Source organism: Streptomyces bungoensis, from assembly GCF_001514215.1.
Taxonomy (GTDB): Bacteria; Actinomycetota; Actinomycetes; order Streptomycetales; family Streptomycetaceae; genus Streptomyces; species Streptomyces bungoensis.
This window is the reverse complement of the sequence record NZ_KQ948877.1, coordinates 1-22583: the sequence shown is the minus strand read 5'-3', so window position 1 is coordinate 22583 and position 22583 is coordinate 1. Positions and strand designations below refer to the sequence as shown.

Sequence of the window (22583 nt, the reverse complement as noted above, 5' to 3'; positions counted from 1 at the left end):
GTCCTGGGGGCTTCCGCGCCCCCGTCCCGCCCGCGAAGACCAGCGACCGCCGCCCGGCCACGGAGGTGCTCCGTGCGACCCGGGCGCAAGGCAGGGGCGGCGTCGCCCCCGCGAGCTATCGCGCTGATCACGCCACAAGGCTATCGCTCCTCACCGGGGGGTCGTCATGAGCCGTATGTGTACAAAACCTGGGGGTGAAGTTTGACGTTCTGCACAGGGGCGGGGCGCGCGCGGGTGGCGTATCCGGGGTGCGGTGCGGATCCGGTCGCGGCGTGCGGGTCCAGGTCGCACCCTGAGAGCGGAGGGGCCGTGCCCGCCCAGGAGGAGCCGACATGCCCGCGAAGATCCTCATCATCACCGGTGACGCCGCGGAGTCCCTGGGAGTCCTCTATCCCTACCAGCGCCTGCGCGAGGAGGGCTACGACGTCGACATCGCGGCCCCCGCCCGCAAGACGCTCCGCTTCGTCGTCCACGACGTCGAGCCCGGCTACGACACCTACACCGAGAAGCCCGGCTACACCTGGCCCGCGGACCTCGCCTTCTGCGAGGTCGACCCCGGTGCCTACGCGGCCCTCGTGATCCCCGGCGGCCGGGCCCCCGAGTACCTGCGCAACGACCTGGAGCTGCGCAAGATCCTCAAGGCGTTCTTCGACGCCGACAAGCCGGTCGCCCAGATCTGCCACGGCGCCCTGCTGACCGCCGCCATCGACAGCCTCCGGGGCCGCCGGGTCACCGCCCATCCCGCCCTGGAGCTCGACATGCAGGTCGCCGGCGCCCACTTCGAGGACACCGGGACGGTGGCCGACGGCACCCTGGTCTCCGCCCGCGCCTGGCCGGACGTCGCGAGCTGGATGCGGGAGTTCCTCGGGGTGCTGCGGGAACGGGCCTAGCGGCTACGCGGCCATCCGCTGCGCCTGCTCGACCGCCTCGGCCAGGGTGTCCACCACCGGCGCCCCCACGCCCTCCAGGCTGGCTCTGCTGTGCGATCCCCCGCTGTACAGCACCGCCCGCGCGCCCACGTGCCCGGCGGCCACCGCGTCGTCCGCGGCGTCACCGATCACCACGGTCCGGCGGGGCTCCACCCTCCCGCTCAGCGCCTCGAGGTGCCGCACCATGTGCTCGGCCTTGCTGCCGCCGGACGGCCCCGTGCGCCCGTCGACCCGTATGAAGTGCGCCTCGATCCCGAACCCCCGCACCAGGGGCACCAGGTCCTCGTGCCCGTACATGCTCAGCAGCGACTGGCTGTTGCCCGCCGAGCGCCACCCCGCGAGCAGCTCCGCCGCCCCCCGGGTCAGCCCGCACCGCACCCGGTGCTCCGTGTAGCACCGGTGGAAGACGGAGTCCATCAGCTCCCACTCGGTGTCCGTGGGCAGCCGCCCGAGCAGCCGCTCGTAGAACTTCGGCACCGGCACGCAGTACAGCGTCCGGTACTGCTCCAGCGTGATCGGCGCCAGCCCCAGCTCGGCGAAGGCCGCGTTCGTCGCCCCGACGATCGCGTCGTTGTCGTGGAACAGGGTCCCGTTCCAGTCCCACACGATGTGCGCCCCTGCGTGCGTCCCCATGTCCAAGACCGTACCCGCCCCCACCGACAATCACGGCGGACGGCCGGAGCGGGCCGGAGCAGTCGGGGGCGGGGAGGGAGCAGCGGGGAGCGGGGGCCGGGTCAGACCCCGTCGACCAGGTTGGCGATCTCCTGCGTGGCGAACCACAGCAGCTCGTGGTCCTCGGCCCCGTCCACGACGAACTGCGCGTCGTCGTCACCGCCGTCCGCCGCCTCGAGCGCCCGCGCCGCCGCGGCCACGTCCTCCTCGGCGTCGCCGGCGTCCACGTGCACGGCGGCGGCCTTGGCCAGCGGCATCGTTCCGGCGACCGTCACCTCCCCCAGCGCGGCCGGGTCGAGTCCGCGGTCGGGGTCCGCCGTGGCCGCCCCGTCGGCGACGTCGACGGCCACGACCACCCGGCGCCGTGCCGCACCCGGATCGGCCGCCAGCAGCCGCAGCGAGGCCAGCGCGGCGCGGCTCAGCGCGGCGTACTCCAGCTCCTCGATGTCGTCGGAGAGGTACCACTCGCGCAGCCCGGGAGTCACCGCGTAGGCGACGGAGGGGCCGCTCCCCAGCTCACCCGTCTTGTACGCCTCGGCGAGACCGGGAAGGGTCAGGGGGACGTAGACGCGCATGGCTGGCCGCTCTTTCCTGGTCACCGACGGGCCTTCAGGATACGTGCGCCCGTCCCCTTTCGGGTCCCCGTCCACACCCCCGACCCCGTCAACCCGGCACCGCCCGTGTCACCCGGTCCCCCCGCTCGTCCCCGGGGTTTCCGCGGCCCGCCGTCCCTCGGATAAGTGAACTTCCGGGCCCCTCGCCACGAGCCCCGCCTTCCTTGCTCTCGCGGACCCCGCCCCCGTACAAGATCCCCACCAGCTAGTTACCGCCCGGTACGCTCCGGGCCCTCGAAACGGGGACCCCCATGAACAAGGTCATGAGCCGCACCGCACAGCCCCGCCCGCGCCACCGCCCCCCGACCCGCCACGACTCCCGCCGCCCGGGCGGTGCCCCGCCCCGCACCCCGGTCCGCGGCAGGACCGCCACCGCGCCGGCGACGGCCGTGGCGCAGCCGCGCCCCACCGACGTCTTCGCCGACCGCCTGCTGGCCGTGCTGAGCGGCCAGCGGCCCGTCCACTGGATGCTCCGGCACACCGCGGGCCGCGCCTACGACGAGCTCGCCCGCCTCGCCGAACGCGGCCCCCTGCGCACCCGCGGCACCCGCCCCGTCGTCCGCGACATCGGCTACTACGTCCCCCGCACCGGCGCCCTGGAGGTCTTCGCCCGCATCGCCGCCGGCAACCAGCTGCGCGCCATGGCCTTCCGCCTGGAACAGGGCCCCGACCACCGTTGGCGCTGCACGGCGGTGGAACTGGGGCCACGGCCGCCACGCACGGTGGACCCCACGTAGCTGCGGGCAGCGGCACAGGGCACTGCGCAACGCCCTCGCGCGACTCCGCCGGACGCAAAGGGGCCGGGCCCCCCGAAGGGGACCCGGCCCAGGCTCGACGGGCTGAAGCGCCGCAGGCTACTTCTTGCGGCGCCGGCCGCCCTTCGCCTGCCGCCGCCGCTCGGCCCGCGTCAGCCCGTCGGACTCGGACCGCACCGGCTCGTCGTCCTCGAGGTCGCGTTCCAGGATGCCGCCCTCACCGTCCACGGTCGGCGCCGAGAAGTGCAGGTCCCGCCGCTGCGGAACGTCCAGGCCCTTGGCCCGGATCTCCGGCCGCGCACCCGCCTGCGCGGGCACCGTGTCCTGGACGCCCTCGGCGACCGGCTGGGCCTCCTCGACCGGCACCTCCTCGACCTGCTGCTCGACCTGGACCTCCAGGTTGAACAGGTAGCCGACGGACTCCTCCTTGATGCCCTCCATCATCGCGGTGAACATGTCGAAGCCCTCCCGCTGGTACTCGACCAGGGGGTCCTTCTGGGCCATGGCGCGCAGGCCGATGCCCTCCTGGAGGTAGTCCATCTCGTAGAGGTGCTCACGCCACTTGCGGTCCAGCACCGACAGCACGACCCGCCGCTCCAGCTCCCGCATGATCTCGGAGCCGAGCTGCGCCTCACGCGCCTCGTACTGCTGGTGGATGTCGTCCTTGATGGACTCGGAGATGAACTCGGCGGTCAGGCCGGCCCGGTCGCCGGCCGCCTCCTCCAGCTCCTCGATGGTGACCTTCACCGGGTACAGCTGCCGGAAGGCGCCCCACAGGCGGTCCAGGTCCCAGTCCTCGGGGAAGCCCTCGGCGGTCTCCGCGGCGATGTACGCGTCGATGGTGTCGTCCATGAAGTGCTGCACCTGCTCGTGCAGGTCCTCGCCCTCCAGGACGCGGCGCCGCTCGCCGTAGATGACCTCGCGCTGCCGGTTGAGCACCTCGTCGTACTTCAGGACGTTCTTGCGCGTCTCGAAGTTCTGCTGCTCGACCTGCGACTGCGCGGACGCGATCGCCCGCGTGACCATCTTGTTCTCGATCGGCACGTCGTCGGGGACGTTGGCCATCGACATCACGCGCTCGACCATCTGGGCCTTGAACAGGCGCATCAGGTCGTCGCCCAGCGACAGGTAGAAACGCGACTCGCCGGGGTCGCCCTGACGGCCGGAACGACCGCGCAGCTGGTTGTCGATACGGCGCGACTCGTGCCGCTCGGTGCCCAGCACGTACAGGCCGCCGAGCTGCTCGACCTCGTCCTTCTCGGCCTTGACCGCCTGCTCGGCCTTCTCCAGGGCGGCGGGCAGCGCGTGCGCCCACTCCTCGATGTGCTCCTCGGGGTCGAGGCCGCGCTGGCGCAGCTCCGCCTCGGCGAGGTCCTCGGGGTTGCCGCCGAGCTTGATGTCCGTACCACGGCCGGCCATGTTGGTGGCCACCGTGACGGCGCCCTTGCGGCCGGCCTGGGCGACGATCGAGGCCTCGCGCTCGTGGTGCTTGGCGTTCAGCACCTCATGCTGGATGCCGCGCTTGCTGAGCTGCTGGGACAGGTACTCCGACTTCTCGACGGACGTCGTGCCGACGAGGATCGGCTGGCCCTTCTCGTGCTTCTCGGCGATGTCGTCGACGACCGCCTCGAACTTGGCCACCTCGGTGCGGTAGATCAGGTCCGACTGGTCCTTTCGGACCATCGGCCTGTTCGTCGGGATCGGGACCACACCGAGCTTGTAGATCTGGTGGAACTCGGCGGCCTCGGTCATCGCCGTACCGGTCATGCCGGAGAGCTTCTTGTAGAGGCGGAAGAAGTTCTGCAGGGTGATCGTGGCGAGCGTCTGGTTCTCGTCCTTGATGTCCACCCCTTCCTTCGCCTCGATCGCCTGGTGCATGCCCTCGTTGTAGCGGCGGCCGGCGAGGATACGGCCGGTGTGCTCGTCGACGATCATGACTTCGCCGTCGATGACGACGTAGTCCTTGTCCTTCTTGAAGAGCTCCTTGGCCTTGATGGCGTTGTTCAGGTAACCCACGAGCGGGGTGTTCACCGACTCGTAGAGGTTGTCGATGCCCAGCCAGTCCTCGACCTTGGAGACGCCGGCCTCGTGGATGGCGACCGTGCGCTTCTTCTCGTCGACGTCGTAGTCGCCGGTCTCCTCGACGCCCTTGAGCGGGTTGCCCGCCTCGCCCTTCTTCAGGCGCAGGACCAGCTTGGCGAAGTCGCCGTACCACTTGGTGGCCTGGTCGGCCGGGCCGGAGATGATCAGCGGGGTCCGGGCCTCGTCGATGAGGATGGAGTCGACCTCGTCGACGATGGCGAAGTTGTGGCCGCGCTGCACCAGCTCGTCCTGCGACCACGCCATGTTGTCGCGCAGGTAGTCGAAGCCGAACTCGTTGTTGGTGCCGTAGGTGATGTCGCACGCGTACTGCTCGCGGCGCTGGACCGGCGTCATGTTGGCGAGGATGCAGCCGACGCTCAGGCCCAGGAACTTGTGGACGCGGCCCATCATCTCGGAGTCGCGCTCGGCCAGGTAGTCGTTGACCGTGATCAGGTGGACGCCGTCGCCGGACAGGGCGTTCAGGTAGGCGGGCAGCGTGCCGACGAGGGTCTTGCCCTCACCGGTCTTCATCTCGGCCACGTAGCCGAGGTGCAGGGCGGCACCGCCCATGATCTGCACGTCGTAGTGACGCTGGCCGAGGACGCGCTTGGCGGCCTCACGGACGGTGGCGAAGGCCTCCGGGAGCAGGTCGTCCAGGCTCTCTCCATCGGCGTACCGCTGCTTGTACTCCTCGGTGAGGGCCCGCAGCTCGGCGTCGGAGAGGTCGACGAAGTCCTCTTCGATGGAGTTGACCTGGTCCGCGATGCGGTGCAGCTTGCGCAGGATCTTGCCTTCGCCTGCACGCATGATCTTCGAGAGGACGGACACGGGGGCTGGTCTCCTTGCCGGTCGGGCCTGGGACGGTCGGTTTCCTTCTGACGTACTGAGCAACGGCCATCGTATGCGAGGACCCGGCTGCGCCGGGAGCCTGGCGGCCCGACGACTGCTTCACTCACGACAACGGACGGGTCGCGCGGATGGTGCCGCCCCGTCACGGGGAAATTGCGCGAAATGTGATCACCCGCTCACCGGCCGGGGGGAAAACGCTGGCGTGGCGGGTGCGGTCCGCACAGAATCGGCCGATGGAACCCGTCACGCTGACCACCGAACGCCTCCTGCTGCGTGCCGTCGGCCCGGACGACACCGAGGCGGTGTTCGCGGCCGCCCAGGATCTGGCGATGCAGCGCTGGATCTCCCAGTTCCCGTCCCCCTATCTGCGCGAGCACGCGGAGGGGTTCACCGGCCGGACGGTGCCCGACGGCTGGGCCGGCGACTCGATGTTCACCTTCGGCGTCTTCCTTCCCGAGGGCACGCTCGTGGGCATGCTGGCGGTGACCATGCGCGCACCGGGTGTCGGCGAGGTCGGCTTCTGGGCGGTCAGGGAGCACCGCGGCCGCGGCTACATCACCGAGGCCACCCTGGCCGCCGCCCGCTGGGCCTTCACCGCCCTGGCCGTCGACCGCCTGGAGTGGCGCGCCGAGGTCGGCAACCTCCCCTCGCGCGCCGTCGCCGAGCGCGCCGGATTCACCGTCGAGGGCACGCTGCGCTCGGGCGTCGCCAACAAGGGGGTGCGCCGCGACTGCTGGGTGGGCTCCCTGCTCCCCTCGGACCTGGGTCTGCCGTCCACCGCTCCGTACCTGCCCGCCCGCGCGTGACACCGCGGGCCGTCCCGCGCTGTCAGTGCCACCCTCTATCGTCCGGAGCATGACGACCCTTCCGCGTCCCGTCCTCGCCCTCTCCGCGGACGACGCCCGCCGCATCGCCCTGCGGGCCCAGGGCTTCATCGGCGCGCCCGACCGCCGGGCCGGCGTCCGCGGGGTGCTCCGCCACCTCGGCGCGGTCCAGCTCGACACGATCTCGGTCCTCGCCCGCTCCCACGAACTGGTTCCGTACGCGCGCCTGGGCGCCGTCGGCCGCCGGACGGTCGAGGCCGCCTACTGGAACGCCCGGCCGGACGGTGCGACGGCGGCCCGCCCCCACGCCTTCGAGTACTGGTCGCACGCGGCCTGCATCCTCCCGGTCGAGGAGTGGCCCCACTTCGCCTTCCGCCGCCGCGCCTACCGCGACCGCCCGCACTGGAACCACAAGCTCCCGGACGGCGCCTACGACCAGGTCGTCAAGCAGTTGCGCACGGAAGGTCCCCTGACGGCCACGGAGTTGGGCGGCGCGAAGAAGACCAGCGACTGGTGGGACTGGTCCGGCACCAAGGTCGCGGTCGAGCGTGCGCTGATGTACGGCGAGGTGGTGTGTGTCGAGCGCCGCGGCTGGAAGCGCGTGTACGACCTCGCCGAGCGCGCGATCCCGGCCGCGCTGCTGCACGACGAGCTGGACGACACCGAGTGCCTGCGCCGTCTGGTCCGGCTGGCGGGTGAGTCCCTGGGCGTCGGCACGCGCGCGGACATCGCCGACTACCACCGCCTCAAGGGCGAGCAGGTCGACGCGGTGATAGCGGACTCGGGTCTGGTGCCGGTGGAGGTGGCGGGCTGGTCCAAGCCGGCCTGGGCGGACCCGGCGGCGCTCGCGGCCCCGCCGCGGGGCCGGCACCGCACCACCCTGCTGTCCCCGTTCGACTCCCTGGTCTGGGAGCGGGCGCGCACGGAGCGGATCTTCGGCTTCACCCACCGCCTGGAGGCCTACGTCCCCAAGCCCAAGCGGGTCCACGGCTACTTCGCCATGCCCGTGCTGGCCGGCGGCCGGCTCGTCGGCCGGGTCGACCCGGCGCGCGAGGGCCGCACACTGGTGGCCAGGCAGGTCACCCTGGACGGCCCGAAGGCGGTCCCGGCGGTGGCGCAGGCCCTGGTCGAGGCCGCGAGCTGGGTCTCCTGCACGGACGTCCGCGTGGAGCGCGTGGACGCCCCCGAGCTGCGCGAGCCCCTCGCCAGGGAACTCGCCCGCGCCCTGGCCTGAGGGCCGGGGACCCTAGCGGATCTCGAGGATCTTCTCCCGCATCGCGTAGACCACCGCCTCCATCCTGGAGTGCAGCTGCAGCTTCTCCAGGATGTTGCGGACGTGGTTCTTCACGGTGTTCTCGGAGATGAACAGCTCCTTGGCGATGTCCCGGTTGTTCATCCCCGTGGCGACGAGCTTGAGGACCTCCAGCTCGCGGTCGGTCAGCCGGGGCGCGGGCACCAGCCTGCGCTCGTCGGTGCGCTGGATCATCGACTTGAACTCGGTGAGCAGCTTGGACGCCATGGACGGGCTGATCTGCGACTGGCCGTCGGCCACCGCGCGGATGGCCGTCGCCACCTCGTCCGTCGAGATCTCCTTGAGGAGGTATCCGGTCGCGCCCGCCTTGATCGCGTCGTAGAGGTCTGCCTCCTCGTCGCTGATCGTCAGCATGATGATCTTCGCGCTGGGGGCGACCTCCTTGATGGAGGTGCAGGCCTCGATCCCGCCCCGCTTGGGCATCCGCACGTCCATCAGCACGATGTCCGGCAGCAGGTCCGCGGCCTTGTCGACGGCCTCGGCACCGTCGCCCGCCTCGCCGACGACCTGGATGTCCTCCTCGGCCGCGAGCACGATCTCCAGTCCACGGCGGAAGAGGGCGTGGTCGTCCACGACCAGGACTCTGATCGGTTCCTTGCGCGCAGCGGCCGGGTCCGGGCCCATGCCGGTGACACCGTCGTCGGCGTCCGCGTCTCGCATCGGTCCGAAGGTGTCCGCCATCGTTCCTCCCCCTGAAGGCTGTGGCCTGTGGTCCTGTGCCATCGCCAACCCAAGGCAGCGGCCCACCGGTTGGGCCGGTGCGGCCATGATTCCATGCCCGGCCGTCACCGCGGTGACGCGCAGGGGCGCGAAGTGGTCGCACGCCGGTGCCCCTGGGGGCGCACACGCGCTCCAGGGGCACCGGCTCGGCTTGGGGCCGGGCGGTCAGCCGCCCAGCGTGCCTCCGGCCGCGGGGGGCTGCGCCTCGGCGACCATCGGGTCCGTGCTGAGGTGGATGACGCCGTAGTCGTAGGCATGTCGCCGGTAGACGACGCTCGGCTCCTTCGTCTCGGAGTCGACGAACAAGTAGAAGTCGTGGCCGACCAGTTCCATCTCGTAGAGGGCCTGGTCGAGGCTCATCGGGGAGGCGACGTGGGTCTTCTCGCGGACTACGAGGGGGCCTTCACCCTTGACCTCCAGGGAGCCGATCTTCTTGGTCGGCACTCCTTCGGTCTCCTCCTGTGTGACGGGGAGGCCGTCTCCACCCAGTGTCGCTGCGTCAGGAACGTGGTCGGCGACCTCCGCCGCCGGGATCCGGCGCGCGCCGCGCCGTGAGAAACGCTTGTCGTGCTGCTTGCGCAGCCGGGCCTCCAGCTTGTCCGCCGCCAGGTCGAGTGCCGCGTACGGATCGCTGGCCGCCGCCTCCGCCCTGATCACCGGGCCGCGGGAGCGGAGCGTGATCTCCACTCGGTCACAGCGGTCGGCCTGACGGGGGTTGGGCTCCTTGGACACCTCGACGTCGAGGCTGATCACCTTGCCGTCGAGCTTCTGGATCTTCTCCAGCTTCAGCTTCTCGGCCACGTGCTTGCGGAACCGCTCGGGCACCTCGGTCTTGCGGCCCTTGACGACGATGTCCACGCAGAACTCCGTTCCCGGATCGCTCCGCTCTGCCGGCGGAGCATCTCCCTTTTGCACCAGGTTCCGGTGAGCTCCGGAACCTCGGACTCGGTGACTTCCACCTCCTCCTCCCCCATGGGCGCGATCTCCACCTCACCAGTGCGGGTGATTGCGCAAAACCCGCAGCACGGCATTCGGATAGGAGAGGTGTGGCCTGCGGCTTTCCTCACAACCGAACATATCTCGCCCGGACGGATGGCGTCACCCTCTACTGCCGCGTACCTCCCTTCAGGTGAATTGGGTCCCTCGCTAGCTGCAACGACGCGAGTTAGTACTCAGTTCCTGTTTATTTCGAAAGAATCCCGAGGAGCGGCGATCACGGCTGCTTGGAGGGTCTCTCCGGCGGCGTTCGATGCCGCCATTTCCGGTGCACCATGCACCCACATCTCCCTCTCCGGTCGTGCTCCGATCCGTCGTTCTCCCCTTCCTTCCCGAGTTACGGCCGTGTACACGGCCGATCTCACGCCAGACCGGGACAAGGACGCCTCCCGCAGGGCCCGCGCGGCCTCGGCGAGGCTCGCGCCCGTCGTGATCAGGTCGTCCACGAGGACGACCCGCCCGCCGGAGAGCAGCGCCGCCCCGCCCGCCGTCACCTCCAGGGCGCCGGCGAGGTTCTCCAGGCGCTGCCGGGCGCCGAGCTCCGCCTGGTCCGCCACGGCCCGCCGCTGCCGCAGTACCGCGGCCACCCGGGCGGACGTCCCGGCGCGTCGCAGCTGCCCGGCCGCCGCCAGCGCCATCCGCCGTACCGGGTCGTGCCCGCGCGCCCGCACGGCCCATCGGGCGGAGGGCACGGGGACGAGCAGCACCGGTCCGCCGCCGCCCGCACGAAGCCCCGCACGCACCACGCCGGCCAGGGCCGCGCCCAGGGCCCCCGTGAGCGCCAGCGCCCCGCGCTCCTTGTGGGCGAGGAGCAGCTCCCGCACCTCCCCCGCGTACGGAGCAGCCGCACGCACCACCGGCAGCCCGGGCGGCTCCGGCACCGGCCGCACCCGGCGCGGCCCGGCTCCCCCAAGAGCACTACGGCACCGCGGACAGAGCACCGTACGAGGTGCTCCGCAGCCCGCGCACTCGGTCGGCAGCACCAGGTCGGTGAGGTCCTGCCACCACCCCCGCATGGCCACCACTGTGCCCGGGGCCGCGGGAGCCGGCCACCCCTGTGGACAACGCCCTGTGGACAACGCCCTGTGGACAACCGGAAGAGACCGTCGCCGACGGTCACCCGTACGAGTGGCGCCGTCGGGGCGCTGGGTCAGGGTGCCGTCAGCCCGGGTAGACCGGCGCCGTCCCGTCCTTGTCCACCTTCTGCCACTGGGCCCCGGACGGCAGCCGCACGATCCCGTCCTCCGAGCAGGCGACCAGCGGCACCCGGTCGTCCTCGGCCGCGGCGATCGCCTTCACGCCCGACAGGGCGGCGGGCGCCGGACCGTCGATCGTGGAGCCGTCGACCTGGACGTACCGCATCTGGTGCACGCCGCCCTGCTCGACACCGACCACGAGCAGCCGGCTGTCCCCGGCCCAGGACATGGCGGTGACCTGCTCCAGGTCGGGAGCGGCCGAGTGCAGGTCGAGGACCGAGGGGCTCTCCCCCGGCTTGCCCTCGTTCTCGATCCGGCCGATGAGGAGGGACTGCTTGCCGTCCTTCTCCACGACGATCGCGACCCGTACGCCGTCGGCGGCCACCCGCACGTCCTGGATGCGCCCGGGCAGGCTCGGCAGGGTCACCTGCACCGGTTTCCCGGCGCCCTGCTTCAGGACGTACAGCTTCTGCGCGTCCGGGTTGCGGTCGGCCACCCACAGGTCGCCCGCGGCGTCCCAACTCGGCCTGGTCAGCCGGTCTTCCGGCCGCGCTCCCTGGCTGCTGACCACCGGGTCCCCGAGCGAACCGCCCGACGCCAGGGAGGTCACGTACAGGGACCTGCCGTCGGCGCCGACTCCCGCCACGGTGTGCTCGTCCCGGGAGACCGCCACCGACTGCAGTTCCTTCGCGCCCTCCCCCAGCGGCCCCGGCACCGGAAGGGTGGCGGGCGTCGGGTCCCCGGTCGACAGCCGCACCAGCCGGTGCTTGCCGTCGAGGAAGTACAGGTTCTGCGGGCGCTGGGCCGAGGCCTGCCAGGCGGCGGACTCGGCGTCCTGCTCGTTCAGTTCGCACAGCAGGCGCCCGCCGGGCCCCTGCAGTTCGACCGAGTCCAACGTGGGCGTCAGGTTCCGCAGCGTGAACAGCAACTGGGTCGCCATCTCGGTGCACTTGGCCTGCCCGACCCGGGACGCGTCGGCGTTCAGAGGAACCGTCAGGGTGTTCCGGTCGTCGGGCGTCAGCCCCGACACGCCCTTCTGCAGGGCGGTGCCGGTCGGGAAGCTGGACCTGACGACCGGTCCGAGCCAATGGGTGGGCCCGCTCAGCAGCGACCGCACCACCTGGGTCATCGCGTCCACCTTGCTGCGGACGAACACCGGGTCGGCGACCGCCACCGGCTGCCCGGTCGTGCCGACCGTCGGACCGGAGGCGAAGTAGTACTTGTTGACGGACATGTAGTTGCGCTGGAAGTCCGTCTTGCCCATGACGACGCCCTGCGGCAGCGAGTCGATGCGCCACTGGCCGCTCTTGGCGTCCTTGGTCAGGTGCACCTTCTTGCGGAACGGCCCGTCGGCGGGCGCGTACGCCTGCTGGGCGTCGACCGTGGCGACCCGACTGCCCGTCAGGACGTAGGAGAGGCTGCCGGTCGTCTCCCGGCCGGCGGGCTCGCGGTCGGGCACGACACTCGGCCCGTTCGCCAGGACGGTGGCCGACCGCTCGGGGCGCCAGACGCGGGCCGCGTCGGCGGTCAGGTACTTGCGTGCCGTGTCGTACTGCGGGTCGTCGCTGGTCAGCGCCTCCAGGAAGCCCTGCATGATCTCGCTGGGCTCGGCGTCCTCGGCGGGCGGCATGGCGAACACGCGCACGCCGGTGTCCTGCCGCGGCGTGGACTCGACGTTGCGCAGGTCCCCGCTGTCGGGCATCGAGGCGCACCCGGCCAGCAGGACGACTCCGCAGGCGGCGAAGACCACCGCGCGCCCGGACCGGTGCCGGACGCCCCCCTCGCGGTCAACGCCCACGAAATGCCTCCCCTGGCTCACTCGGGTCCTTGCGCCCGTCCGCATCGGGTCGAGCGTCGTACGTGTCGGTTCCCGGGCCGTGCGCGGGCGGCTCGCCGGGGTGCCGGGTGCCGCCGGTGGGCCGGGGCACCACGCGCGCGCCACTGCCGGGGAGCGCGCTCGGGTCGACGGCCGGCGTCACGGAGGCCAGGTGCGGCGCGATCGCGGCATGCGCCGGCAGCGGCGGTGCCTGGCCGCCGCCCGGCTGCACCGGCACGGTCGCCCGCTTCTCCTCGCCGCCGCGGGCAGGACCGGCCGCGGCGAGCCCGCGGTTGCGCCGCGAGTCCTTGGGCTCCAGCGGTATCGGCGATCCCCGCAGCGGCTCGTCCGCGGTGCGGGGCAGCGTCAGCCGGAACTGCGAACCGCCGCCCGGCTCGCCCCAGGCCTGCAGCCAGCCGCCGTGCAGCCGGGCGTCCTCCAGGGCGATCGACAGCCCCAGGCCCGTACCGCCGGTGGTACGCGCGCGTGCCGGGTCGGCCCGCCAGAAGCGGCTGAAGACGCGCGTGGCCTCGCCGGGCTTGAGCCCGACGCCGTAGTCGCGCACCGCGACGGCGACCGCGCCGCCCGCGGCGGCGAGCTTGACGACGACGTCCTTGCCCTCACCGTGCTCGACGGCGTTGACGACTAGGTTGCGCAGGACGCGCTCCACCCGCCGGGCGTCGGCCTCGGCCACGACCGGCTGCTGGTCGCCGACGATGCGCACGCGGCTGCCCTTGCGCTCGGCGAGCGGCGCGGCCCCGCCGACCACCCGCCGCACGACCTCCCGCAGGTCTATCGGCTCGGCCTCCAGCGCGGCGGCGCCCGCGTCGAAGCGGCTGATCTCCAGCAGGTCCGCGAGCAGCGACTCGAACCGGTCCAGCTGGTCGGCGAGCAGTTCGGCCGACCGGGCGGTCACCGGGTCGAAGTCCTCGCGGGCCTCGTGGATGACGTCGGCGGCCATCCGCACGGTGGTCAGCGGGGTGCGCAGCTCGTGCGAGACGTCCGAGACGAACCGCCGCTGCATCCGCGACAGGTCCTCCAGCTGCTGGATCTTCACCTGCAGGTTCTGGGCCATCTTGTTGAAGGCCTCGCCGAGGCGTGCGATGTCGTCCTCGCCGGTGACCTTCATGCGTTCCTGCAGCCGTCCGGCCGACAGCCGTTCGGCGATCCCGGCCGCCATCCGCACCGGCGTGACGACCTGCCGCACCACGAGCCAGGCGATCGCTCCGAGGAGGACGACGACGAAGAGCCCGGCGGTCGCCAGTGTGCCCTTGACCAGGCTGAGGGACTTCTCCTCCTGGGTGAGCGGGAAGAGGTAGTACAGCTCGTACGGGTGGCCGTTGGGATCGTTGACCTGCTTGCCGATGACCAGCGCCGGCTGGGACTCCTTGCCGTCCTTGTAGACGATCCGGGTGTAGCTCTGGGCGGCGGTCGTGCTGTCGCTGATCCGTTCGCGCAGGTCGCCGGGCACGCTGTCGGTGGGACTGACGTTCCCGGAGCCGCGCGGGCTGCGCCCGCCGCCGCTGTCGTCACCCACGGGCAGCGTCACGACGTCGAAGGCGCCGGCGCCACCGCTGGAGAGCGACTCCACGAGGTCGCTCATCCACTGGATGACGCTCTGCGACTGCCGTCCGTCGGCGTCGGCGGCCGCGTCACCGGAGCCGGTGGCCCCGCCCGCGCCCCCGCTGGCGGCCTCGTCGTCGGCCTTCTGCTTGGCCACCGCGAACCCGCCGGTGGCCTGGCTCTGCGACGCCTTCACCTTGGCGTCCAGCAGACCGTTGCGCACCTGCCCGATGACGACGAAGCCCAGCAGCAGGACGACGCCCAGCGACATCAGCAGGGTCGTGGCGACGACCCGGAGCTGGATGTTGCGCCGCCACAGCCGCATCACGGGCAGCAGCGGACGGCGCACCCAGCGCATGAACAGCCGGAGGACCGGGCTGCCCTGGACCCCGCCCTGCAGCAGCCCGCCCTCGAAGAGGCGTCCCCGGCCCGGATCCGCCCCCTGCCGGCCGACAGGCCGCTCCGGCCGGGTCCCGGACCGGCCGGGGGCCGAAGCGGCGCTGTCCCCGGCCATGTCAGCTCGGTCCGGCCTTGTAACCGACACCACGGACGGTCACCACGATCTCCGGCCGCTCCGGGTCCTTCTCGACCTTGGAGCGCAGCCGCTGGACGTGCACGTTGACGAGCCGCGTGTCCGCCGCGTGCCGGTACCCCCACACCTGCTCGAGCAGCACCTCGCGGGTGAACACCTGCCACGGCTTGCGCGCGAGCGCGACCAGCAGGTCGAACTCCAGCGGGGTCAGCGCTATCGACTGGCCGTCGCGCTTCACCGAGTGCCCGGCCACGTCGATGACCAGGTCACCGATCGTGAGCTGCTCCGGCGCCGGCTCCTCCGACCTGCGCAGCCGCGCCCGGATCCGGGCCACCAGCTCCTTGGGCTTGAACGGCTTCACGATGTAGTCGTCGGCGCCCGACTCCAGGCCCACGACCACGTCGACGGTGTCGCTCTTGGCCGTCAGCATCACGATCGGCACCCCGGACTCAGCCCTGATCAGGCGGCACACCTCGATGCCGTCCCGGCCGGGCAGCATCAGGTCGAGCAGCACCAGATCGGGCTTGGTCTCCCGGAAAGCGGCCAGCGCCTTGTCGCCGTCGGCTACGAAAGACGGCTCAAAACCTTCACCACGCAGCACAATGCCGAGCATCTCGGCCAGTGCGGTGTCGTCGTCGACGACAAGGACTCTTCCCTTCATAAACGACATCATCCCATTAACTAAATCGTTACCTGGCGTGACCTGGCACACAGCTCCACGAGAGCCTCGGCGGTCACGGGCGAGACGGCTCCCTCCTCGGTGACGATCGCCGTCACCAGCTCGGGCGGCGTCACGTCGAACGCCGGGTTGTACGCCTGGGTCCCCAGGGGTGCCACCGGAATCCCGCCTCCTGCTCCCGTCACCTGCACCTGGGGCGCGGTGATCTCGGTCACCTCGAAACCCGGGCGCTGCTCCACCTCGATGGACGCCCCGTCGGGCGTTCCCGGATCCACCGTCGTCACCGGTGCCACCACGATGAACGGCACATGGTGGTACCGCGCGAGCACCGCGAGCGGATAGCTCCCCACCTTGTTCGCCACCGAACCGTCGGCCGCGATCCGGTCCGCCCCGACCAGCACCGCGTCCACCTCACCCGACGCGAACAGCGAACCGGCCGCGTTGTCGGTGAGCAAGGTGTACGCCATACCGTGGCGGGCCGCCTCGTATGCCGTCAGGCGAGCACCTTGCAGCAACGGACGCGTTTCGTCCACCCACAGCCGCCGCAGCCGCCCCTGCCGGTGCGCGGCGAGGGCCACCGCGAACGCCGTCCCCTCCCCGCCGGAGACCAGGGATCCGCTGTTGCAGTGGGTCAGGATCCGGTGCCCGCCGGCCGGCAGCAGCTCGTCCAGCAGCGCCAGTCCGTGGGCCGCCATCCTGGCGCTGGCCGCGGCGTCCTCCTGGTGCAGCGCGCGCGCCGCGGCCAGCGCCGCGGTGGCGGCCGCCGTGGGGTCCCCGGTCGTGCCCAGCGCCGCCCGGTGCGCGGCCTCGGCCCTGCGCACCCCGACGGAGAGGTTCACCGCGGTCGGCCGGGCACCCTCGATCGCCCGTGCGGCGTCCTCCACGTCGAAGCCCCGAGCGGCCGCGAGCGCGACGCCGTACGCGCCCGCGATCCCGAGCAGCGGCGCCCCGCGCACGGCGAGCGTGCGGATCGCCTCCACCAGCGCCGGCGCGTCCGTGCACACCAGCTCGACCTCCTCGACCGGGAGCCTCGTCTGGTCGAGCAGGACCAGGACGGGACCTTCGGGTGGTTCCTCCCATCGGATCGCAGGTATCTCGGTCGGCCGCTTGTCCTCGCCTGATTGCGCGTGCTGATCAGCCATGCGGTCAGTCTGCCCTGTATCCGGCGGACAATTGAAGGAGTGCGGTCGTCACCGCGGCCGGTCACCCGGGGACGACCGCGTGGCACGATGTCTGCCAACCTGCCGCCGCGCCCGCGGACGGGCACCGTGAAGGAGCTTCGATGACTGACACTCCGGGCTGGGCCTCGCCCGGATCCGCCCCGTCGTCCGACGGGCGGGAACCCGGCGCGTCCGGCCCCGCCGAACCCGCCGACCGTCCGGACCCCGCCGGCCCCGCCGCGCCGTCCGCGCAGCCCGGCACGCATCCGCAGGGCCCAGGCGCGAAGTGGTCCGACCAGCAGCCGCCGGCGGGCCAGTGGTCCGCGCCCACCGGCCCCCCGAGCCCGGGCCAGGCCCCTCCACCCCCGCCGCCCGGCCCCGGCTGGGGCGCAGGACAGCCCGGCGGCCCCGGCGCGGGCGGCGGATGGGGCGGATACGGTGGTCCCCCCGGCGGACACGGGGGTCACGGCGCTCCCGGTGGCCCTCCCGGCGGTTACGGAGCCTGGGGCGGCGGATGGGGCGGCCCCCCGCCGGCCGCCAAGCCCGGCGTCATCCCGCTGCGCCCGCTCGGCGTCGGGGAGATCCTCGACGGCGCCGTCTCCACCATGCGCACCTACTGGCGCACGGTACTGGGCATCTCGCTGACGGTCGCGGTCCTCATCAACGTCGGCATGATCCTCCTGCAGGGTCTCGTCCTGGGCGACAGCGGGACCGTCGACACCCTCAACGACCCCAGCGCCTCCGCCAGTGAGATATTCCGGGCCTTCGGCACGGTCATGACCGGTCTCGTGGCGGTGGGACTCATCGCCGTGGTCGGCAGCATCATCGCGACCGCCCTGCTCACGACCGTCACCAGCCGTGCCGTCCTCGGCAGGCCGGTCAGCGTCGGAGAGGCCTGGCGCGAAGCCCGCTCGCAGGTCCCCAAGCTGTTCGGGCTGCTGTTCCTGCTGGGCCTGATCTCGTTCGGCGTGATCTTCTGCGGCATGCTGCCCGGCTTCGTCGTCGGGGTGGCCGGCGGCAGCCAAGGAGCCGCCATCGCCCTGTTCGTCGTGGGCATCCTCGCGGCCCTCGTCGTCGCGGCATGGCTGGCGGTCCGCTTCTCGCTTGCCTCGCCGGCCCTGATGCTGGAGCGGCAGGGCGTCGTGAAGTCGATGAGCCGCTCCGCGAAGCTGGTGCGCGGCTCCTGGTGGCGTGTCCTCGGCATCCAGCTCCTCGCCGGTCTCATCGCCAACATCGTCGCGGGCATCGTCGAGGTCCCCTTCCGGTTCATCGCGGCTGCGGCCTCCGGCGGCGGTGGCCAGGGCGACGGCATGATGAGCCTCTTCGCCGCCCAGAGCCAGAACCCGGGCTGGACGTTCCTCGTCGTCAGCGGCATCGGTGCGGTGATCGGCTCCATGGTCACCCTCCCGATCAACGCGGGCGTCACCGTGCTCCTGTACATCGACCAGCGCATCCGCCGCGAGGCCCTCGACCTCGAACTGGCCCGCGCCGCCGGTGTCCAGACCCCCGGTGCCGCCCCCGGCCCCGTCCCGGGGAGCTGATGCGGTGAACCTGGCGGGGGGAGTTCTCACGGCCGTACCCGCAGCACTGCCGGGCGCCGCCGGACCGGCCGCACGACGCCTGCTCGCCGCCGCCCACGCGACCGCGGCGGCGGCCGGCGGCTCCGGCGGCGAGCCGCCCGTGACCACACCGCGCGACCCCGCGCGGGAGGCGGCGCGCCGCGAGCTGTCCAAGCGGATGTACCACGAGAACGACCCCGGCCTGATCCAGCGTGCCCTCGACGCCTTCTGGGACTGGGTCGGCAGGCTGCTCGACCGGGCCGCCTCGGCGACCCCGGGCGGCACGCTCGGCCTGGTCGTCGTCGTCCTCTTCGTCCTCGTCGTGCTGGCCGCCCTCTGGTGGCGCCTGGGCACCCCGCGGCGCGGGCCCGTCTCCACGGCGGCCCTCTTCGAGAACCGTCCCCGCAGCGCCGCCGAACACCGCGCGGCCAGCGAGGCGCACGCCGCCCAGGGCCACTGGAACCAGGCCGTCCAGGAGCGCATGCGGGCGATCGTCCGCTCCCTGGAGGAGCGGGCCCTGCTCGACGACCGACCGGGCCGCACCGCCGACGAATCGGCCGCCGAGGCCGGCCGCGCCCTCCCCGGGCACCGGGACCGGCTACGCTCCGCCGCCCGGGAGTTCGACGACGTCACGTACGGCGGCCGCAGCGCCGACGAGCCCTCGTACCAGCGCATCGCCGAACTCGACCGGGACCTGGAACGCAGCAGGCCGGTCCTCGCCGCTAGCGCCCCCAGCACGGACCAGCACCGCCCGGGAGCCGCCGAATGACCGACGCGGCCACCCTGCCGGCCACTTCGACGTCGCCCACCACCCGCCAGGTATGGACCCGCGGGCGGGGCATCGCCGTCGCCGCCGTCCTCATCCTGGTCGCGGCCTTCGTCATGGCCGCCGTCCGCTCCCAGGTCCGGCACGGGGAACTCGACCCGCGCTCCGTGGACCCCTACGGCAGCCGTGCCGTCGCCGAACTCCTCGCCGACCGGGGGGTCTCCACGCGTGTCGTCACCTCGCTCGGCGCGGCGCGCGCCGCCGCCGGCCCGGACACCACACTCCTGGTCGCCGCCCCCGACCGCCTGACCCACCGGCAGCAGTCCCGTCTGCACGCGGCGACCGCGGCCTCCGGTGGGCGCACCGTGCTCGTCGCCGCCGGAAGCTGGTCCATCGAGCGACTCGCGCCCGGTGTCACCGCGGATCCCGCCACCAGCATCGGCTCGACCTTCGCCCCCGAGTGCACCTTGCCCGAAGCCCGGCGGGCCGGCAGCGCCGACACCGGCGGCATCCGCTACACCACCACCCACCTCGACGCGGACTCCTGCTACCCCAGCCAGCGCCTCGCCACCGTGCTCCGCGTCCCGGCCGCCTCCGGGGGCGGTGACACCGTCGTACTCGGCGCGCCCGCCATCCTCTACAACAAGCGTCTCGGCAGTCAGGGCAACGCCTCGCTCGCCCTTCAGCTCCTCGGCTCCCGCCCCCATCTGGTCTGGTACCTCCCCTCGCTCTCCGACGCCTCCGCCACCAAGGGCGACCGGGAGACCTTCGTCGACCTGCTCCCCTCGGGCTGGCTGTGGGGCACCCTGCAGTTGTTCGTCGCGGCGGCCCTCGCCGCCTTCTGGCGGGCACGCCGGTTCGGCGCCCTCGTGCCCGAGAAACTTCCCGTCGTGATCCGCGCCTCCGAGACCACCGAAGGCCGCGCCCGCCTCTACCGCAAGGCCAACGCACGCGACCGCGCGGCCACCGCTCTTCGCTCCACCACCCGCACGCGCCTCGCCCCCCTCGTCGGCGTCCCCGTCGCCCAGGCACACGCGCCCGAGGCCCTGCTCCCCGCTCTGTCCGCCCATCTCCACGGTGACGGACAGGACCTGCGTTCACTCCTGTTCGGGCCGCCCCCCGGCGACGACGCGGCCCTCATCGCCCTCACCGACCACCTCGACGCCCTCGAAAGAGAGGTACGCCGTTCATGATGGACCCGACCACTGACGACGCCGGGAACACCGGGGACGCGGGCACCGCCCGAGCCTCCCTGGAAGCCCTGCGCACCGAGATCGCCAAAGCCGTGGTCGGCCAGGACCCCGCCGTGACCGGCCTCGTCGTCGCCCTCCTCTGCCGCGGACACGTTCTCCTGGAAGGAGTCCCCGGGGTCGCCAAAACGTTGCTCGTCCGGGCACTCGCGTCCGCACTCGAACTCGACACCAAGCGCGTCCAGTTCACCCCCGACCTCATGCCGAGCGACGTCACCGGCTCTCTCGTCTACGACACCCGCACGGCCGAGTTCTCCTTCCAGCCGGGTCCGGTCTTCACCAACCTCCTCCTGGCGGACGAGATCAACCGGACCCCGCCCAAGACCCAGTCCTCGCTGCTGGAGGCCATGGAGGAGCGCCAGGTCACGGTCGACGGCACGCCCCGCCCGCTCCCCGACCCGTTCCTGGTCGCCGCGACGCAGAACCCGGTCGAGTACGAGGGCACCTACCCCCTCCCCGAAGCCCAACTGGACCGCTTCCTCCTCAAGCTGACCATCCCGCTGCCCTCCCGCCAGGACGAGATCGACGTCCTCACCCGCCACGCCTCCGGCTTCAACCCCCGCGACCTGCGCGCCGCCGGCGTGCGCCCCGTCGCCGGCCCGGCCGACCTCGAGGCGGCCCGGGCCGCGGTGGCGAAGACGACCGTCTCCCCCGAGATCACCGCCTATGTGGTGGACATCTGCCGCGCCACCCGCGAGTCGCCCTCCCTCACCCTCGGCGTCTCGCCGCGCGGCGCCACGGCCCTGCTCGCCACCTCGCGCGCCTGGGCCTGGCTGACCGGCCGCGACTACGTCCAGCCCGACGACGTGAAGGCACTCGCCCTGCCCACCCTGCGCCACCGGATCCAGCTGCGCCCCGAGGCCGAGATGGAGGGCGTGACCGCCGACTCGGTGATCAACGCGATCCTCGCCCACGTCCCGGTCCCCCGCTGATGGCTCTCACCGGACGCGCCGCCCTCCTCGCGGCACTCGGCTCCCTCCCCGTCGGCATCCTGGAACCCGGCTGGACCGGGCTCCTCGCGGTCAACGGCTCCCTGGCACTGGCCTGCGCCTGCGACTACGCACTCGCGGCCCCCGTACGACGGCTCGTCCTGTCCCGCTCCGGTGACACCTCCACCCGGCTCGGCGAGGCTGCCGGCGTCACGCTGACGATCACCAATCCGTCGCGCCGCCTCCTGCGGGCACGTCTGCGGGACGCGTGGCCGCCGAGCAGCTGGCAGCCCGGCACCGAGATCGAGGGCTCCCGGCACCGCGTCACCGTTCCGGCCGGCGAGCGCCGGCGCGTGACGACCCGGCTGCGTCCCACCCGCCGCGGCGACCGCCAGGCCGACCGCGTGACGATCCGCTCCTACGGCCCGCTCGGCCTCTTCTGCCGTCAGGGCGCCCACAAGGTGCCCTGGACGGTCCGGGTCCTGCCCCCGTTCACCAGCCGCAAGCACCTGCCGTCGAAACTCGCGCGACTGCGCGAACTGGACGGACGCACCAGCGTGCTGACCCGCGGTGAGGGCACCGAGTTCGACAGCCTGCGCGAGTACGTACCGGGCGACGACACCCGTTCCATCGACTGGCGCGCCACCGCCCGCCAGTCCACGGTGGCCGTCCGCACGTGGCGGCCGGAACGGGACCGCCACATCGTCCTCGTCCTGGACACGGGACGGACGTCGGCCGGTCGCGTCGGTGACGCTCCCCGTCTGGACGCCTCGCTGGACGCGGCCCTGCTCCTGGCGGCGCTGGCCTCCCGCGCCGGTGACCGTGTCGACCTGCTCGCCTACGACCGTCGTGTGCGCGCCCTCGTCCAGGGCCGCTCCGCCGGCGATCTCCTGCCGTCCCTCGTCAACGCGATGGCGACGCTCGAACCGGAGCTCGTCGAGACCGATGCCCGCGGTCTGACGGCGACGGCTCTGCGGACGGCTCCGCGTGGCTCCCTGATCGTGCTGCTCACGACGCTCGACGCGGCGCCGGTCGAGCAGGGGCTCCTGCCGGTGCTCCCGCAGCTCACCCAACGCCACACCATCCTCGTCGCCTCGGTCGCCGATCCCCGGATCGCCCGTATGGCGCAGGCGCGAGGGGATGCCGAGGCGGTGTACGAGGCCGCCGCGGCGGCTCAGGCGCAGAGCGAGCGTCAGCGTACGGCGGAGCAGCTCCGTCGTCATGGGGTGACGGTCGTGGACGCGACACCGGATGATTTCGCCCCGGCACTGGCGGATGCGTATCTGGCTCTGAAGGCGGCCGGCCGCCTGTGAGCGGCGGTTTTTTTCCTGGGAACGCAGAAAGGCCCACGCCATGCGGCGTGGGCCTTTCTCAATGATT

The 22583-nt window shown here is 72.4% G+C and carries 19 protein-coding genes; 9 read left to right on the top strand and 10 right to left on the bottom strand.

The annotated features are described in order from the left end of the window. Positions 1-332 precede the first annotated feature (332 nt). Positions 333-890 (top strand): DJ-1/PfpI family protein, encoded by a 558-nt coding sequence (locus tag AQJ66_RS34070; protein WP_061929933.1) that lies wholly within the window; start codon positions 333-335, stop codon positions 888-890. Between the two features lie 3 nt (positions 891-893). Here AQJ66_RS34070 and AQJ66_RS34065 read toward each other — a convergent pair whose 3' ends face one another. Together AQJ66_RS34065 and AQJ66_RS34060 are read right to left on the bottom strand one after the other, a co-directional pair. After that, positions 894-1562, bottom strand: coding sequence for an HAD family hydrolase (locus AQJ66_RS34065; RefSeq protein WP_061929930.1), 669 nt, complete (start codon positions 1560-1562; stop codon positions 894-896). A 101-nt stretch (positions 1563-1663) separates the two neighbouring features. After that, the gene (locus tag AQJ66_RS34060) at positions 1664-2176 is read right to left on the bottom strand and encodes a DUF6912 family protein (RefSeq protein WP_061929927.1); all 513 of its coding nucleotides are present in this window, start codon (positions 2174-2176) and stop codon (positions 1664-1666) included. Between the two features lie 290 nt (positions 2177-2466). Between AQJ66_RS34060 and AQJ66_RS34055 the strand changes: the two genes are divergently transcribed. Beyond that, a complete protein-coding gene (locus AQJ66_RS34055; protein WP_061929924.1) occupies positions 2467-2952 on the top strand; it encodes an Rv3235 family protein in 486 nt (161 codons plus the stop codon). Positions 2953-3069: 117 nt separating this feature from the next. Here the strand turns inward: AQJ66_RS34055 and secA are convergent, their stop codons facing one another. Continuing rightward, positions 3070-5880: a preprotein translocase subunit SecA gene (gene secA, locus AQJ66_RS34050; protein WP_061929920.1), complete on the bottom strand. Its 2811-nt coding sequence runs from the start codon at positions 5878-5880 to the stop codon at positions 3070-3072. 254 nt (positions 5881-6134) lie between these two features. Here secA and AQJ66_RS34045 point away from each other — a divergent pair, with 254 nt between their 5' ends. Then, on the top strand, positions 6135-6707 hold the full coding sequence (locus AQJ66_RS34045; protein ID WP_061929917.1) for a GNAT family N-acetyltransferase: 573 nt from the start codon (positions 6135-6137) through the stop codon (positions 6705-6707). A 49-nt stretch (positions 6708-6756) separates the two neighbouring features. Then, positions 6757-7959, top strand: coding sequence for a winged helix-turn-helix domain-containing protein (locus AQJ66_RS34040; RefSeq protein ID WP_061929914.1), 1203 nt, complete (start codon positions 6757-6759; stop codon positions 7957-7959). A gap of 12 nt (positions 7960-7971) precedes the next feature. Here AQJ66_RS34040 and AQJ66_RS34035 read toward each other — a convergent pair whose 3' ends face one another. The 7 genes from AQJ66_RS34035 to mtnA all read right to left on the bottom strand — a co-directional run bounded on the left by AQJ66_RS34035 (position 7972) and on the right by mtnA (position 16681). Beyond that, a complete protein-coding gene (locus AQJ66_RS34035; protein WP_061929911.1) occupies positions 7972-8718 on the bottom strand; it encodes a response regulator in 747 nt (248 codons plus the stop codon). A 204-nt stretch (positions 8719-8922) separates the two neighbouring features. Beyond that, positions 8923-9615, bottom strand: a complete 693-nt coding sequence (gene hpf, locus AQJ66_RS34030; RefSeq protein ID WP_061929908.1) for a ribosome hibernation-promoting factor, HPF/YfiA family — start codon at positions 9613-9615, stop codon at positions 8923-8925. 314 nt (positions 9616-9929) lie between these two features. Beyond that, entirely contained in the window at positions 9930-10769 is an 840-nt protein-coding gene (locus tag AQJ66_RS34025) for a ComF family protein (protein ID WP_061930018.1), read from the bottom strand. A gap of 145 nt (positions 10770-10914) precedes the next feature. After that, on the bottom strand, positions 10915-12747 hold the full coding sequence (locus AQJ66_RS34020) for an LpqB family beta-propeller domain-containing protein (RefSeq protein ID WP_244163015.1): 1833 nt from the start codon (positions 12745-12747) through the stop codon (positions 10915-10917). Next, positions 12737-14842 carry an MtrAB system histidine kinase MtrB gene (gene mtrB, locus AQJ66_RS34015; protein WP_079060583.1) on the bottom strand — a complete coding sequence of 702 codons (2106 nt, stop codon included), beginning with the start codon at positions 14840-14842 and terminating at the stop codon, positions 12737-12739. Before mtrB ends, AQJ66_RS34020 begins: the two co-directional genes overlap by 11 nt. Before the next feature lies 1 nt (position 14843). Then, positions 14844-15533 (bottom strand): two-component system response regulator MtrA, encoded by a 690-nt coding sequence (gene mtrA / locus AQJ66_RS34010; protein ID WP_191870552.1) that lies wholly within the window; start codon positions 15531-15533, stop codon positions 14844-14846. Between the two features lie 8 nt (positions 15534-15541). Then, the gene (gene mtnA / locus AQJ66_RS34005) at positions 15542-16681 is read right to left on the bottom strand and encodes an S-methyl-5-thioribose-1-phosphate isomerase (protein WP_061929905.1); all 1140 of its coding nucleotides are present in this window, start codon (positions 16679-16681) and stop codon (positions 15542-15544) included. Positions 16682-16821: 140 nt separating this feature from the next. Between mtnA and AQJ66_RS34000 the strand changes: the two genes are divergently transcribed. From AQJ66_RS34000 to AQJ66_RS33980, 5 genes are read left to right on the top strand one after another with little or no spacing between them, the layout of a single operon-like run. Further along, positions 16822-18240, top strand: a complete 1419-nt coding sequence (locus AQJ66_RS34000) for a DUF7847 domain-containing protein (RefSeq protein ID WP_061929902.1) — start codon at positions 16822-16824, stop codon at positions 18238-18240. A gap of 4 nt (positions 18241-18244) precedes the next feature. Then, the gene (locus AQJ66_RS33995; protein ID WP_061929899.1) at positions 18245-19027 is read left to right on the top strand and encodes a DUF4129 domain-containing protein; all 783 of its coding nucleotides are present in this window, start codon (positions 18245-18247) and stop codon (positions 19025-19027) included. Continuing rightward, a complete protein-coding gene (locus tag AQJ66_RS33990; protein WP_061929896.1) occupies positions 19024-20217 on the top strand; it encodes a DUF4350 domain-containing protein in 1194 nt (397 codons plus the stop codon). The genes AQJ66_RS33995 and AQJ66_RS33990 overlap by 4 nt, the downstream gene beginning before the upstream one ends. Then, positions 20217-21206: an AAA family ATPase gene (locus AQJ66_RS33985; protein ID WP_107119127.1), complete on the top strand. Its 990-nt coding sequence runs from the start codon at positions 20217-20219 to the stop codon at positions 21204-21206. The genes AQJ66_RS33990 and AQJ66_RS33985 overlap by 1 nt, the downstream gene beginning before the upstream one ends. Further along, on the top strand, positions 21206-22516 hold the full coding sequence (locus tag AQJ66_RS33980) for a DUF58 domain-containing protein (protein WP_061929890.1): 1311 nt from the start codon (positions 21206-21208) through the stop codon (positions 22514-22516). Before AQJ66_RS33985 ends, AQJ66_RS33980 begins: the two co-directional genes overlap by 1 nt. Positions 22517-22583: the final 67 nt, after the last annotated feature.

Excerpts from the sequence above, each read along its gene's own strand:
- AQJ66_RS34025 (WP_061930018.1), bottom strand. The coding sequence starts at position 10,769 with ATGCGGGGGTGGTGGCAGGACCTCACCGACCTGGTGCTGCCGACCGAG.
- mtrB (WP_079060583.1), bottom strand. The coding sequence starts at position 14,842 with ATGGCCGGGGACAGCGCCGCTTCGGCCCCCGGCCGGTCCGGGACCCGG.
- AQJ66_RS34060 (WP_061929927.1), bottom strand. The coding sequence starts at position 2,176 with ATGCGCGTCTACGTCCCCCTGACCCTTCCCGGTCTCGCCGAGGCGTAC.
- AQJ66_RS34045 (WP_061929917.1), top strand. The coding sequence starts at position 6,135 with ATGGAACCCGTCACGCTGACCACCGAACGCCTCCTGCTGCGTGCCGTC.
- AQJ66_RS33985 (WP_107119127.1), top strand. The coding sequence starts at position 20,217 with ATGGACCCGACCACTGACGACGCCGGGAACACCGGGGACGCGGGCACC.
- AQJ66_RS34055 (WP_061929924.1), top strand. The coding sequence starts at position 2,467 with ATGAACAAGGTCATGAGCCGCACCGCACAGCCCCGCCCGCGCCACCGC.
- mtnA (WP_061929905.1), bottom strand. The coding sequence starts at position 16,681 with ATGGCTGATCAGCACGCGCAATCAGGCGAGGACAAGCGGCCGACCGAG.
- AQJ66_RS34070 (WP_061929933.1), top strand. The coding sequence starts at position 333 with ATGCCCGCGAAGATCCTCATCATCACCGGTGACGCCGCGGAGTCCCTG.
- AQJ66_RS34040 (WP_061929914.1), top strand. The coding sequence starts at position 6,757 with ATGACGACCCTTCCGCGTCCCGTCCTCGCCCTCTCCGCGGACGACGCC.
- mtrA (WP_191870552.1), bottom strand. The coding sequence starts at position 15,533 with ATGATGTCGTTTATGAAGGGAAGAGTCCTTGTCGTCGACGACGACACC.
- AQJ66_RS33980 (WP_061929890.1), top strand. The coding sequence starts at position 21,206 with ATGGCTCTCACCGGACGCGCCGCCCTCCTCGCGGCACTCGGCTCCCTC.
- AQJ66_RS34035 (WP_061929911.1), bottom strand. The coding sequence starts at position 8,718 with ATGGCGGACACCTTCGGACCGATGCGAGACGCGGACGCCGACGACGGT.
- AQJ66_RS33990 (WP_061929896.1), top strand. The coding sequence starts at position 19,024 with ATGACCGACGCGGCCACCCTGCCGGCCACTTCGACGTCGCCCACCACC.
- AQJ66_RS34065 (WP_061929930.1), bottom strand. The coding sequence starts at position 1,562 with ATGGGGACGCACGCAGGGGCGCACATCGTGTGGGACTGGAACGGGACC.
- AQJ66_RS34000 (WP_061929902.1), top strand. The coding sequence starts at position 16,822 with ATGACTGACACTCCGGGCTGGGCCTCGCCCGGATCCGCCCCGTCGTCC.